This is a genomic window from Sinimarinibacterium arenosum, from assembly GCF_005047655.1.
Classification (GTDB): domain Bacteria; phylum Pseudomonadota; class Gammaproteobacteria; order Nevskiales; family Nevskiaceae; genus Solimonas.
Genome location: NZ_SUKF01000008.1, coordinates 1 through 14,060 on the forward strand (window position 1 = coordinate 1; position 14,060 = coordinate 14,060).

The 14,060-nt window shown below is 63.2% G+C and carries 11 protein-coding genes; 9 read left to right on the forward strand and 2 right to left on the reverse strand.

Translation table 11 applies throughout. From position 1 onward, the window contains the following. Positions 1 to 337: 337 nt before the first annotated feature. Entirely contained in the window at positions 338 to 934 is a 597-nt protein-coding gene (locus E4T66_RS15830; RefSeq protein WP_136850044.1) for an ANTAR domain-containing response regulator, read from the reverse strand. 166 nt (positions 935 to 1,100) lie between these two features. Beyond that, the gene (locus E4T66_RS15835) at positions 1,101 to 2,258 is read right to left on the reverse strand and encodes an alginate export family protein (protein WP_169577661.1); all 1,158 of its coding nucleotides are present in this window, start codon (positions 2,256 to 2,258) and stop codon (positions 1,101 to 1,103) included. Positions 2,259 to 2,594: 336 nt separating this feature from the next. On the opposite strand from E4T66_RS15835, the gene E4T66_RS15840 reads away from it, so the two are divergent. The 9 genes from E4T66_RS15840 to E4T66_RS15880 all read left to right on the forward strand — a co-directional run bounded on the left by E4T66_RS15840 (position 2,595) and on the right by E4T66_RS15880 (position 14,051). Further along, on the forward strand, positions 2,595 to 3,155 hold the full coding sequence (locus tag E4T66_RS15840) for an ANTAR domain-containing response regulator (protein ID WP_282707014.1): 561 nt from the start codon (positions 2,595 to 2,597) through the stop codon (positions 3,153 to 3,155). A gap of 11 nt (positions 3,156 to 3,166) precedes the next feature. Next, positions 3,167 to 4,360 carry a CmpA/NrtA family ABC transporter substrate-binding protein gene (locus E4T66_RS15845; protein ID WP_136850047.1) on the forward strand — a complete coding sequence of 398 codons (1,194 nt, stop codon included), beginning with the start codon at positions 3,167 to 3,169 and terminating at the stop codon, positions 4,358 to 4,360. A 338-nt stretch (positions 4,361 to 4,698) separates the two neighbouring features. Continuing rightward, positions 4,699 to 5,097, forward strand: coding sequence for a globin family protein (locus tag E4T66_RS15850; RefSeq protein ID WP_136850048.1), 399 nt, complete (start codon positions 4,699 to 4,701; stop codon positions 5,095 to 5,097). A 308-nt stretch (positions 5,098 to 5,405) separates the two neighbouring features. Next, the gene (locus E4T66_RS15855; RefSeq protein WP_211242975.1) at positions 5,406 to 6,857 is read left to right on the forward strand and encodes a CmpA/NrtA family ABC transporter substrate-binding protein; all 1,452 of its coding nucleotides are present in this window, start codon (positions 5,406 to 5,408) and stop codon (positions 6,855 to 6,857) included. Positions 6,858 to 6,915: 58 nt separating this feature from the next. Continuing rightward, positions 6,916 to 7,932, forward strand: coding sequence for an ABC transporter permease (locus E4T66_RS15860; RefSeq protein WP_211242976.1), 1,017 nt, complete (start codon positions 6,916 to 6,918; stop codon positions 7,930 to 7,932). A gap of 70 nt (positions 7,933 to 8,002) precedes the next feature. Next, a complete protein-coding gene (locus E4T66_RS15865; protein ID WP_367396763.1) occupies positions 8,003 to 9,694 on the forward strand; it encodes an ABC transporter ATP-binding protein in 1,692 nt (563 codons plus the stop codon). 8 nt (positions 9,695 to 9,702) lie between these two features. After that, the gene (gene nirB / locus E4T66_RS15870; RefSeq protein ID WP_136850050.1) at positions 9,703 to 12,258 is read left to right on the forward strand and encodes a nitrite reductase large subunit NirB; all 2,556 of its coding nucleotides are present in this window, start codon (positions 9,703 to 9,705) and stop codon (positions 12,256 to 12,258) included. Between the two features lie 33 nt (positions 12,259 to 12,291). Next, positions 12,292 to 12,630 (forward strand): nitrite reductase small subunit NirD, encoded by a 339-nt coding sequence (gene nirD, locus E4T66_RS15875; RefSeq protein ID WP_248679752.1) that lies wholly within the window; start codon positions 12,292 to 12,294, stop codon positions 12,628 to 12,630. A gap of 197 nt (positions 12,631 to 12,827) precedes the next feature. Then, positions 12,828 to 14,051, forward strand: coding sequence for an NAD(P)/FAD-dependent oxidoreductase (locus E4T66_RS15880; RefSeq protein WP_367396764.1), 1,224 nt, complete (start codon positions 12,828 to 12,830; stop codon positions 14,049 to 14,051). Positions 14,052 to 14,060 lie beyond the last annotated feature (9 nt).

A 14,060-nucleotide genomic window follows, 5' to 3' on the forward strand; every position in this document is an offset into this window, starting at 1 on the left:
GCCATGCCAGCAATGTGGACGTCGATATCCTGCGGACCAGGCGCCTTTGCCCAATCCCGCAAACTTGTTTCGGATCACCCAAGCAACCCGTCACCTCACCATCGCAAACGCCGTGCCAAGGTCCGAAGCGCCTGTTGCCCGGATCACCACGGCACCGGGAGAGCGCATCGCGGTACGTAGAGGAATCCTGCTGCACTGCGGCATTTTCAACCGAGGAGTAGCGCCTCATCCGGCTTTGCGGGGCATCGCGTCGGGCGCCGCCGGGGTGCGAATCGTGTTCGTGCGTCTGGTGCACAAACAGTGCACGGAAGCGCCAACTTCGCGCGCAATGGACGCCTTAAAGAAGCTCCGTCACCGTCAGCAGGGCACGTGCAGCGTCACCGATCTTGAGCTTGCGCGACATCGCGATGGTCCGCAGCAGTTCATAGGCGTCGCTTTCGCTGAGCTTGCGCCGTTGCATCAGCATGGCCTTGGCACTTTCAACATCACACCGGTCGGCCAGACGGATCTTGTTGTTCTCGATCTCACGACGCAGCGCCTGATGTTCGTCAAAGCGCGCAATCGCCACCTCGATCACCGACTTCAGCCGCGCAGGCGACATGCCATCGACCACATAAGCGCTGACGCCGGCACGGATTGCCCGGCGCGTGGTGTCGGGATCGGTCTGCGACGCGAACAACACGATCGGCCGCGGCCGATCGCGGGTGACCTGGCCCAGCGATTCGAGCGTATCGCGACTGGGCGCATCGACATCGACCAGAATCACGTCGGGCCGGTGCCGGTCAACCGCCAGGCTCATGTCATCGCGGCTCGACAGTCGTGCGACCACTCGATGTCCTGAGGCATCCATCGCCTGCTGCATCAGATCCAGCCGCTCGGCGTCGTCGTCGACCAGCATCACGCGCAGCGCTGCCGGGGTCTTGCGCGAACTCATGTGCAAGACCCCGGCATCCACACGACAGCGGCATCGCCGCAGGCTGCGGCGACTTCACTATATAAGGACATCAACACCCCGTTGCCAGGCGGCATTGTGTGTCGCGGTGAGTTGTATGCGGCGCGGATGGTCATCACGCGCGGGCCTCATGACGATGGCGACAAGGTCACAGATGGTATTCGATCTGCAGCCACAGTTTGTCCGTGTCCACGCCATAGTCATTCGCCCGATAGCGGGCCAGTTTGATCTGCCCCTGCACGTCATACGGTAAAGACACCGAGATCCGGGCATCGAGTTCGCGACCGAGATCGTCGTGCGACTCGTCAGAGCGGAACTGATGATAAGCCGCCCCGATGCCGCACCAGGGCAACTTGGCATCGACCGCGACATAGGCATCGCGCAGACCCGCATCCGGTGTCTTCAGGAACACGTCGGCCCAACCCTGGAATGCATGGCGGGTACCCAGCGGGGTCTGCAGTGCAAAGTCGCCGGCATCGCTCCCCAGTAGCTCATATCCCAGCTTCAGGGCCAGTGGATTACGCTCCAGCGCCAGCTCGGCCAGTCCATAGCGGGTGTCGAAACGATCGCTACCGCGAACCGCCCTTTGCTCTGCCATCTCGGCGCTATAACGCAGCTGCGTTGCAGGAGCCAGACCGACCTTGCCGGTGGCACGCAGCCCGAACGTGTCGAGGTCCGCTGCAGCCGGATCCTCATTGTCGATCCAGTAACCGTAGGCGCTCAGTCCGATCTTCGGATCGATGGCCCAATGCACCCGCAACAGCTCGGCGCGGACCTCCACGTTACTGAGCGTGATGGTGTTGACCGTGCTTAGATACGCCGCGTCGATCGTCACGGTCTTGAACATCCCCGCGTGCAGAAAGACCCCATCAAAGGTCTGTTCGTTCTGGCGCCAACCGACGTTTCCGATCCAGCGGGCGTTGTCGTAAATGAGCCGTTGCCGCCCCGCGCTCAGCAGGATCTCCGGCGTCACCGCGTACTGCACCCCATAACGGTTCAATTCGCTGCCCTCGGGATCGGCCACAACCGGTCGCCCGGCTGTTTCGGGAGCGTAATCGTCGACCAGTGCGGCCGTGTGCTCGAATTCAACAAACGCAGTAACGTCCGCTACGGCGCGTGTGCTGTATCCAAGCCGTGTGCGCAGGGTCAGTGCATTGGCTTCCTTGTCCAGGTTGTCCTGCTCGACCGATTCATAGCGCAACCGCAGGTCCAGTTGTGTGGTGCCGCCATGCAGGAAATCCTGTACCTGCGTCTCTTCTCCCCATGCAGCCGCCGCGCATGTGAGCAGACCTGCCCCGCCCAGCATTGCAACCCTTTTTGTTACGCCCATTGAAAGTACCGCCCCCTTCCGTTCGGTTGTCGAAAAAAACACGCGCGCACAAAAAAAGCGCCCCCCAAGATCAGCGTGGCTGATTCAGGTGGACGCCCTTGTCCTGTACGCAGTGGTGTACGGCTGTCGCAGGCCCATCATTGGGCCGCACCGTCATGGTGCTAAAGCTGAAGCCAATGCCCCAAACGCAAACGCCGTGCCATCCCTCCATGCGCTAACACCGACGCCGTGCACGTCGCAGCACACAAGGGCACAGATCTTGCGGAGTGAGCTCTACTTACCGACCCGGATGCGCAGCCCCCCATGCGTGTGATGCTCGTGGACGATGACTATGGACGTATGGCTCTGCTTCGCCAAGCGCTGCTGGCAGGCGGAAACGACGTTGTCGCGCAAATGTCGACCACCGACGATTTGCTCGCCTGCGTCGCGCGCCTGCAGCCGGACATCATCCTGATTGAAGTCGATGCACCCAGCCGCGATACGCTCGAATCGCTGGGTCAGATCAATCGCGACCGACCGCGACCGATCGTCCTGTTCGCCAACCACAGTGACGCCGATACCGCGCGCCGTGCCATGCGCGCCGGCGTCAGTGCCTACGTCGTCGACGGCATGTCGCCGTCTCGGCTGAAGTCGGTGATCGACGTCGCCATTGCACGCTTTGATGAGCACCAGGCCTTGCGTCGGGAGTTGCACGAAACCAAGACACGTCTGGCCGATCGCCGCGACGTTGACCGCGCCAAGGGCATCCTGATGCAACGGCGCAAGCTCAGCGAAACCGAGGCCTACGAACTACTGCGAAAGATGGCGATGGACCGCAACGTCAAAATCGGCGACGCGGCACGCTCGTTGCTCGCGGCCGCCGAGCTGCTATGAGCGAGGAACGCATGAGCGAAACGCTCGAGAAAAAGAAACTCCGCCTCGGCGTTGTGCCCCTGGCGGATGCCGCACCGATCATTGTCGCTCGCGACAAGGGCTTCTTCGAAATGCATGGCCTGCAGGTCAGCATCAGTGTCGAAGCATCCTGGGCGAGCATTCGCGACAAACTGGTCGCCGGCATTCTCGATGGCGCACAGATGCTCGCGCCGATGCCCATCGCCGCAACGCTCGGACTCGATGGACTCGGCACGCCGATGGTCACCGCGCTGAGCCTGAATCTCAACGGCAACTCGATTGCCGTATCCGAGCGCCTGTATCGCGAGCTGCATTTGCAGCGGCGCGATGCAGCGGCAGCGGGCCGTGCGCTGAAAGACTTGCTGATCCGTGACCGCCTGACCGGTCGCGGGCCGCGCGTGTTTGCACACGTGTTTCCGTTTTCCACCCATCACTACGAACTGCGCTACTGGCTCGCCGCCAGTGGCATCGATCCGGACCACGATGTACGGCTTGAGGTGGTTCCGCCGCAGTTGATGGTGCACAACCTGCGCGATGGCCGCATCGACGGCTTCTGCGCCGGCGCGCCCTGGGGTGCCGTGGCGGAGATTGCCGGCAGCGGTTATCGCATCGTCAACACCTACCAGATCTGGAACAACGCGCCGGAGAAAGTGCTGGGCGTCACCCGTGACTGGGCCGACGCAAACCCCACCACGCATCGCGCGCTGGTCGCAGCATTGATCGACGCCTGCCGCTGGCTCGATGCGGCCGAACATCGTGCCGAAGGCGCGCAGCTGCTGATCGACAGCGAAGTGCTGGAAGCCCCACCGGCAGCGATTCGCGCGGCACTCGATATTCCGGTCGCGGGCGATCCGTTTTTCGGGCCTGGCCTGGCATTCCACGCCGGTGCCGCGAACTTTCCGTGGGTCTCGCACGCCCAGTGGTTCATCGAGCAGATGCAGCGCTGGGGCCAGGTCCCGGCGGATGTCGACGCCGCGGCGGTCGCGGCCAAGGTCTATTTGCCCGCGCTGTATCGTCAGGCCGCGGCCAGTCTGAAGATCACTTCACCGCTGGAGGATTCCAAGACGGAAGGTCAGCACGACGGCGACTGGTCACTGGAGCAGCCGTCCGGCGCAATCCGGATGGGTGCCGACCGTTTCTTTGACGGAAGCATCTTTGACCCGGGCGTATCCGGACTCCCGCGTTGAACGCGTACCGGTACGCAGTTTCACCCCGGTCATCCAGCGTTGTGGCATGACGCGTGCTTGTGATATTCCCGACGCCAAGCCCAACGATGGGCTGCCGGCACCGGATAACGAAGTCCATCACCCTCTCGGGCGATGGGCTTTTTTTGTTGGAGCAAGGTCCTTCCCCCAGAGGCGACGCTCCTGTTCCGTTGCCGCAGTCCATCTGGCCGCGTCTGCAGCGTCGCCGCGCGGGCGCGGCGCGGTCGAGGATGCCCCTGTTCCGGCCTCTTTCAGAGTCATTCCGACCGCACCGCGTCCGCGCCCTTGTTGACGCAAGCGAACGACAGAACGGAAACCACATGACTCCGACACAAGTGGCGCTGGTGAAATCGACCTGGGCACAGGTTCTGCCCATCCAGGATCAGGCGGCAACGTTGTTCTACAACAAGCTGTTCGAGCTGGATCCCAGAGTGCAGTCGATGTTCCGTGGCGACCTGCCAACCCAAGGCAAGAAGCTGATGCGGATGCTCGATATCGCTGTCCGCGGACTGGATCATTTTCATGCCCTGCTACCCGCACTGAAGGATCTCGGCCGACGCCATACCCAGTACGGTGTGCGCTCGGACGATTACGGCACGGTGGCTCTGGCGCTGCTGTGGACGCTGGAACAAGGGCTCGGCGACGCCTTTACCGCAGAGGTGCGCTCCGCGTGGACCGAGGTCTACACCGAACTGGCCACGGCCATGCAGACGCTCTAACCGGCACTGCAGGCGGGCCCCGCGGCGGTGCGCCCGCTCGCGCCAGCTTGGTGCGCAGCGCACGGCATTGAGCCGCCGCCGCGGCGTGTCGCCGGCATGAAAGCGCGGCCACCTCGTTCGGCAAAGCTGGCACGCGGCTTGCGATAAACAACCCAGCACTGGATGAAGCGCGCACCAACGGCGGTGCATGCGGCGCAGGTTATGTCCTGCGGAAGGGTGCTCAGAATCGGACAACGGCGTCCATGGCACGGTCGAGAGACCGTCTCATGGGCGCTTTTTTTTGCCTTTTGGAAACTGAGAGACGAACCATGACCAGCAGCTCGCATCGTCATCCATCATCAGGATTGCGCCGCCTCGCGCTGCCCGCAATGACCCTGCTTGCCACCTTGGCTGCCGCGGCCTGCGGCAGCGGTGACAAGACCAGCGCAGCACCCGAGGCCTCGCCGAAGGCGGCAGCGCCTGCAGTTACCGTTGCGCAACCGGAAAAGGCCGAGCTGAAGTTCGGCTTCATCAAGCTGACCGACATGGCACCGCTCGCGGTGGCCTATGAGAAGCACTACTTCGAAGACGAAGGGCTGTTCGTCACGCTCGAAGCGCAGGCCAACTGGAAGGTGCTGCTCGACCGCGTGATCTCGGGTGAGCTCGACGGCGCACACATGCTCGCCGGCCAGCCGCTGGCGGCCACCATCGGCTTCGGCACGGCGGCCGACATCATCACGCCCTTCTCAATGGATCTGAACGGCAACGGCATCACCGTTTCCAACACGATCTGGGAGGAGATGAAAAAGAACATTCCGATGGAGGACGGCAAGCCGGTCCATCCGATCAGCGCCAGCGCGCTGGCGCCGGTGGTCAAGCAGTACAAGGCCGCAGGCAAGCCGTTCAACATGGGCATGGTGTTTCCGGTATCGACGCACAACTACGAGCTGCGCTACTGGCTCGCCGCCGGGGGCCTGAATCCGGGCTACTACGCACCGCTCAAGGGTGACGTCGGCGGACAGATCGGTGCAGACGTGCTGTTGAGCGTGACGCCGCCGCCGCAGATGCCGGCGACGCTGGAGGCCGGGACCATCTTCGGCTACTGCGTGGGTGAACCGTGGAATCAGCAGGCCGTGTTCAAGGGCATCGGCGTGCCGGTGATCACCGACTACGAGATCTGGAAGGACAATCCGGAGAAAGTCTTCGGTATCCGCGCCGACTTCGCCGAGAAGTACCCGATCACCACCAAGGCGGTCACCAAGGCGCTGATCCGTGCGGCGTACTGGCTCGACGAGAACAACAATGCTAACCGCATGGAAGCGGTGCAGATGCTGGCCAAGTCCGACTACGTCGGTGCAGACGCCGAAGTCATCGCCAACTCCATGACCGGAACCTTTGAATACGAGAAGGGCGACAAGCGTCCGGTGCCGGACTTCAACGTGTTCTTCCGCCACAACGCCACCTATCCGTACTACTCGGACGCGATCTGGTACCTGACGCAGATGCGTCGCTGGGGCCAGATTCCTGAGCAGCATCCGGACAGCTGGTACATGGACACGGCGAAGAAGGTGTATCGCCCGGACCTGTACGCCGCGGCAGCGAAGGAGCTGATCGCCGAAGGCAAGCTGAAGTCCAGCGACTTCCCGGACTTCGCTACCGAAACCGGATTCCGCCCGGCGACTAACGAGTTCATCGACGGCGTGACCTATGACGGTACGCAGCCGAACGCCTACATCGACGCCTTGAAGATTGGTTTGAAGGGCGACGAGACCGTCAAGTAAACCGCGACGCACATAGACGCCGCATCGATCAGACAAGACGTATTGGGGATTGCTCATGATGCTGAATCACACTGTCAATTTTCTCGGCAAGGCCGGGTTGACCTGGTTCATTCCGATGGCGCGGCTGGTCGCGGGTGAGGACCCGCGGCAGCAGCTGCGCGAAATCCTGCAGGTGATCGGCATTCCGGTGCTGGCTTTTGCCATCTTCCTCGGTCTGTGGGGCGGACTGGCCGGCTCGGTGCAGACCAGTCTCGGCGCCTTGCCGGGTCCGTCGGCGGTGCTTGAAGCCGCGGGCGGGCTGCTCGACGAACACCGGGCCGAACGTGAGAAGGCGGATGCGTTCTACAAGCGGCAGGACGAGCGCAATGCGCAGATCCTCGCCGCCGACCCGAATGCAGAAGTCAACGTCCGCGCGTGGACCGGCAAGCCGACCTACATCGATCAGATCGGTACCAGTTTGCTGACGGTGTTCTGCGGTTTCGTCATCGGCACCCTGGTTGCGGTGCCGCTGGGCATCGTCTGCGGTCTGTCCAATATCGTGCAGGCTGCGATCAATCCGATCATCCAGATCTTCAAGCCGGTCTCGCCACTGGCATGGCTGCCGATCGTGACCCTGGTGGTCAGCGCGGTCTACGTCTCGGCCGATCCGATGTTCGAGAAGTCGTTTCTGATCTCCGCGATCACGGTGACGCTGTGCTCGCTGTGGCCGACGCTGATCAACACCGCAGTCGGTGTGGCCTCGGTCGACAAGGATTTGATCAACGTCTCCAAGGTGCTGCAGCTGTCGTGGTTCGCCAAGGTCCGCAAGATCGTGCTGCCGTCGTCGCTGAAGCTGATCTTCACCGGTCTGCGGCTGAGCCTGGGTGTGGGCTGGATGGTGTTGATCGCCGCCGAGATGCTGGCGCAGAACCCCGGGCTGGGCAAATTCGTCTGGGATGAATTCCAGAACGGCAGCTCGCAGTCGCTGGCCCGCATCATGGTTGCGGTCTTCACGATCGGCTTCATCGGCTTTCTGCTCGATCGCGTGATGGCCACCCTGCAGCAGCTCGCCAGCTTCGGCGACGACCTGCGGTGAGCGGAGCCCAGCCATGCAAGCCCAATTGAAAATGCGTCCGCTCACCGAGCCCGCATCGGCGTCCGGTCCCATGCCGTCGCCATCCGCACCACCGGCACCGATCCGGCTGGAACTGCGCAACGTTGCCAAAGCCTATGGTGCCGGCACGCGTCGCAGCGAAGTGCTCAAGAACATCAATCTGCAGATCAAGGAAGGCGAGTTCGTTGCCATCGTCGGATTCTCCGGCAGCGGCAAGTCCACCTTGATCTCGCTGATTGCCGGACTGATCGCACCCGATCAGGGTGAAGTCCTTGCCGGCGGCAAGGCGGTCACCGGCCCCGGGCCGGACCGCGGGGTGGTGTTCCAGAACTACTCGCTGATGCCGTGGATGACCGTGCGCGAGAACGTCGCGCTCGCAGTGGATCAGGTGTTCGGCGCCGAATCGCGGGCGCAGCGCGCAGCGCGGGTCGAGAAATATGTCGGCATGGTCGGATTGACGCCGGCCATGGCCAAGCGACCGGCCGAGCTGTCCGGCGGCATGCGTCAACGCGTCGCGGTTGCGCGTGCGCTGGCGATGAGCCCGGACATTCTGCTGCTGGACGAACCGCTGTCCGCATTGGATGCACTGACACGCGCCAAGTTGCAGGACGAAATCATTCAGATCTGGGACCAGGAAAAGAAAACCTGCGTTCTGATCACCAATGATGTCGACGAAGGCCTGATCATGGCCGATCGCATCATCCCGCTGAATCCGGGCCCCGGCGCAACCTTCGGCCCCGAGTTCATCGTCGATCTGCCGCGCCCGCGCGATCGTCGTGCGATGAATCATGACCCGGCGTTCATCCGCCTGCGCAAGGACGTGACGCAGTATCTGATCGACGCCGCGGCGTCGCAGAATGCACAACGTGACGACAAGGTCGTGCCGCTCAAGGGACTGATCCCCAAGACCAGCGACGACTACCCGGCAACGATCAAGGCCGGCAAGAAGAAAGCCCCGGTACAGCCGGAACGCTATGTCGAGTTTTCGCAGATCTCCAAGATCTATCCGACCCGCAAGGGACCGGTCAAAGTCGTCGACGGCTTCGATCTGAAGATCCGTCAGGGCGAATTCATTTCGCTGATCGGACACTCCGGCTGCGGCAAGTCGACCGTGCTGTCGATGATGGCTGGGCTCAACTCCGTCAGTGAGGGCGTGATCATTCTGGACGGCAAGGAGATCGACGGCGCCGGTCCGGATCGCGGCGTCGTATTCCAGGCCCCGAGTCTGGTGCCGTGGCTGTCGGCCTTCGAGAACGTCGCTCTCGGCGTCAACCAGGTGTTTCCGCAGGCCAGCGAGGCCGAACGTACCGAGATCATCGAGCACTATCTGGCTCGCGTCGGCCTCAGCGAACAGAAGCACAAGAATGCTGCCGAGCTTTCCAACGGCATGAAGCAGCGCGTGGGTATCGCACGTGCATTCGCACTGTCACCCAAGCTGATGCTGCTGGACGAACCGTTCGGCATGCTCGACTCGCTGACGCGCTGGGATCTGCAGGAAGTTCTGATGGACGTGTGGGCACGCACACAGCTGACCGCCATCATGGTGACCCACGACGTTGACGAGGCGATTCTGCTGGCCGACCGCGTGGTGATGATGACCAACGGCCCGAACGCCAGGGTCGGCAAGATTCTCGAAGTCGATCTGCCGCGTCCACGCACACGCAAGGCACTCCTGGAGCATCCGGATTACTACCGCTTGCGCGAGGAGCTGCTGAGCTTCCTCTCCGACTGCGATCACGCCTGAGGCACGCCATGAAAATCATCGTCATCGGCAACGGCATGGTGGGGCACAAGTTCGTCGAAGAACTGGTCGCGCAGCAGAATGTGGCAGCGGACGTCACTGTGCTGTGCGAAGAGCCGCGCCCAGCCTACGACCGTGTGCAGCTGTCTGCCTTTTTCTCCGGCAAGACCGCCGACGATCTGTCGCTGGTCACGCCGGGCTTCTTCGAACAGCATAGTGTGGATCTGAAGCTGGGCGTCGGCGCCAAGTCGATCGACCGCACGCTGAAGACGGTGACCACCACCGCCGGCGAAACGCTGGGCTACGACAAGCTGGTCATCGCCACCGGCTCGTATCCTTTCGTGCCGCCGATTCCGGGCAAGGACCGCGAAGGCTGCTTCGTCTACCGCACGATCGAAGATCTGGAAGCGATGACCGCCTGCGGCGCGCGGTCCAAGGTCGGTGTAGTCATTGGCGGTGGCTTGCTCGGCCTGGAATGCGCCAAGGCGCTGCGCGATATGCAGCTGCAAACGCATGTCGTCGAGTTCGCTCCGCGCCTGATGGCAGTGCAGATCGATGACGGCGGCGGGCGCGTGCTGCGCAGCAAGATCGAACAGCTGGGCGTCACCGTCCACACGCAGAAGAACACGGTTGAAATCGTTGCCGGTGATCACTGCCGGCACAAGATGAAGTTCGCGGACGGCGCCGAGCTGGAAACCGACATGATCGTGTTTTCCGCCGGCATCCGGCCGCGCGACGAACTGGCGCGCGCCTGTGGCCTGGGCGTTGGCGAGCGCGGCGGAATCATCGTCGACAATCACTGCCGCACGCTCGACGACGACATCTATGCCATCGGCGAATGCGCTTTGTGGAGCGGCCGCATTTTCGGCCTGGTGGCACCGGGCTACGAAATGGCGCGGGTTGCGGCGAAGACGATTGCCTCATCACCGTCACATGACGCGCCGCAGTTCACCGGCGCCGATATGAGCACCAAGCTCAAGCTGATGGGCGTCGACGTCGCCAGCATCGGTGATGCGCACGCGGCAACCGCCGGTGCACGCAGCTATGTGTTTACCGACGAGCGCAAGCAGATCTACAAGAAGCTGGTGACCTCCGAGGACGGTTCCCTGCTGCTCGGTGCGGTGCTGGTGGGTGATGCCACCGAGTACGGCCAGCTGTTGCAGATGATGCTGAACCACATCGCGCTGCCGTCGTCGCCGGAATTCTTGATCCTGCCCGCCGCGGACGGTCAGACCCGCGTGGGTCTGGGAGTCGATGCGCTGCCCGGGTCGGCGCAGATCTGTTCGTGCAACAACGTGACCAAGCTGCAGTTGTGCGAAGCGGTCGGCGCCGGCTGCACCACGCTCGGCGCGCTGAAGAAGACCACGCAGGCAGCGACCTCCTGCGGCGGCTGTGCGCCCCTGGTGACGCAGATTCTCAAAGCCGAGATGAAGCGCCTGGGTCACAGCGTGAACAATCATGTCTGTGAGCATTTCGCCTATTCGCGGCAGGAGCTGTATCACCTGGTGCGCGTCGGACGTATCGAAACCTTCGACGCACTGCTGAGCAAGCATGGCAGCGGACTGGGCTGCGATATCTGCAAGCCAGTGGCTGCCAGCATCTTCGCTTCGTGCTGGAACGACTATGTGCTGACCCGCGACAAGGCCGCACTGCAGGATTCCAACGACTACTTCCTGGCCAATATCCAGAAGAACGGCACCTATTCGATCGTCCCACGCATCGCCGGCGGCGAGATCACGCCGGACAAGCTGATCGTGCTCGGTCAGGTCGCCAAGAAATACGGTCTGTATACCAAGATCACCGGCGGCCAGCGCATCGATCTGTTCGGTGCCCAGGCGCACCAGCTGCCGCAGATCTGGAGCGAGCTGGTCGACGCCGGATTCGAGACGGGCCACGCCTACGGCAAGGCGGTCCGTACGGTGAAGTCCTGCGTCGGCAGCACCTGGTGTCGCTTCGGCGTGCAGGACTCGGTGTCGATGTCGTTGACGATCGAGCATCGCTACAAGGGCCTGCGCGCTCCGCACAAGCTCAAGTTCGCGGTCTCCGGTTGCACCCGCGAATGCGCCGAGGCGCAGAGCAAGGATGTTGGCGTCATCGCCACCGAGAAGGGCTGGAACCTCTACGTCTGCGGCAACGGCGGCATGAAACCGCGTCATGCCGAACTGCTGGCGGGCGACCTGGACGATGCCACCCTGCTGCAGTACATCGACCGGTTCCTGATGTTCTACATCCGCACGGCCGATCGCCTGCAGCGCACCAGCGTCTGGCGCGACAACCTCGAAGGCGGTCTCGACTATCTCAAGGACGTGATCGTGCATGACTCGCTGGGCCTCGGTGCCGAGCTTGAGGCCGAGATGGCGCAAGTGGTCGACAGCTACGTCTGCGAGTGGAAACGCACAGTCGAGGATCCGGAAGCGGTCAAGCGCTTCCGCACCTTCATCAACGCCGACGGCGGCGACGACAACGTCGTGTTCGTCGAGGAGCGCGGACAGATTCGACCGGCAACCGCAGCGGAACGTGAGCGCCCTGAGTTCAAGGGTGTCGCCGTTGTCGCCGAGCCAGCCTGAGCCTGCGCAATGCCTGCTATGGATGGAATACGTATGAGCACGCTTTGGCACGACGTCTGTGGTGTGGACGAGATCTGGCCCAATACCGGGGTCTGTGCCCGCATCGACAACCGTCAGATTGCAATCTTCCGGATCGATCGCGCCGACGGCGCGACCGAAATCTTTGCGATCGACAACCACGACCCGCATTCCGGCGCGAACGTGCTGTCGCGCGGGATCGTCGGCAATCTCGGCGCACGCACCGTGGTGGCTTCGCCCATCTACAAGCAGCATTTTGATCTGGCAACCGGCGATTGCCTCGAGGAGCCGTCGCTGCCGGTGCGCAGCTACGCCGCCGAGATCAACGACGGGCGGGTTCGGGTCTGCGTGTGAACGCAACGGCGCTGAACGCTTTGATCGTGCCCGCGCGCCTGCGCGGTGGCCTGCGCGTGACCAGCGGCCCGGGCCACGCGGAGCGCTCCGGCGCCGGCCGGTCTGCAAGTCCGGCGGCATCCGCCGCAGGCCAGGGCGCGCCGCGCACACAGAGCGGGGATGATGCTCAGGGTCAGGGGAACCGTCCTCGCCAGCATCTGGTCGTGATCGGCAACGGCATGGCCGGCATGCGCACGGTTGAAGAGCTGCTGAAGCTCGACGACCAGGCCTACGACATCACGGTGTTCGGCGCCGAGCCGCACGGCAACTACAACCGCATCATGTTGTCGCCGGTACTCGCCGGCGAAAAGACGGTCGACGACATCATGCTCAACACGCCGCAGTGGTATGCCGATCACGGCATCACCCTGTACGCCGGTGATCCGGTGGTGGCGATCGATCGCCGCGCCCGCCGCGTCCGTGCGGCCAGCGGACGCGAAGTCGGTTACGACCGGCTGTTGCTGGCAACGGGCTCCAAGCCTTTCGTGATTCCGGTTCCGGGTGCCGATCTACCGGGCGTGATTGCGTTCCGCGATATCGGCGACGTCGACGCGATGCTCGCGGCCGCACGGAATCATCGAAACGCTGTGGTCATCGGCGGCGGATTGCTCGGCCTTGAAGCCGCCAATGGCCTGATGCGTCAGGGCATGAACGTCACGGTGGTCCACGTGATGGACAGCCTGATGGAGCGACAGCTCGACAAGCCGGCGGCGATCCTGTTGCAGCAGGCACTGGAGGCGCGCGGCATCGGCTTCATGCTGAACGCCAATACCGAGGCGATTCTCGGCAGCGATCGCGTCACCGGCCTGCGCTTCAAGGATGGCCGCGAGATGGCCGCGGATCTGGTGGTGATGGCCGTCGGCATTCGCCCCAACGTCGATCTCGCGCGCAGTGCCGGCCTGCACTGCGAACGCGCCATCGTGGTCGACGACACGCTGCAGTCGCTGTCCGATCCGCGCATCTATGCCGTTGGTGAATGCGTGCAGCACCGCAAGACCGTCTACGGGCTGGTCGCACCACTCTGGGAGCAGGCGCGCGTGTGCGCGTCGCATCTGGCCGGCGTCGGACACAACCGTTATTCCGGATCGGTGACCTCGACGCAACTCAAGGTCACCGGCATCCATCTGTTTTCCGCAGGCGATTTCATTGGCGGCGCCGATACCGAAGAACTGGTGTTCCGCGACCCGCGGCGCGGTGCCTACAAGCGCCTGGTCCTGCGAGACCAGCGAATCGTCGGTGTCGTTCTGTATGGCGATGTCCAGGACGGTCCGTGGTATTTCGAATTGATGCAGAACCAGACCAACATCGAATCGCTGCGGGACCGGCTGCTGTTTGGCCGTGCGTTCTGCACACCACCAGCCGGCCCGACCGGCGGACCTTGAGGGGGGTCG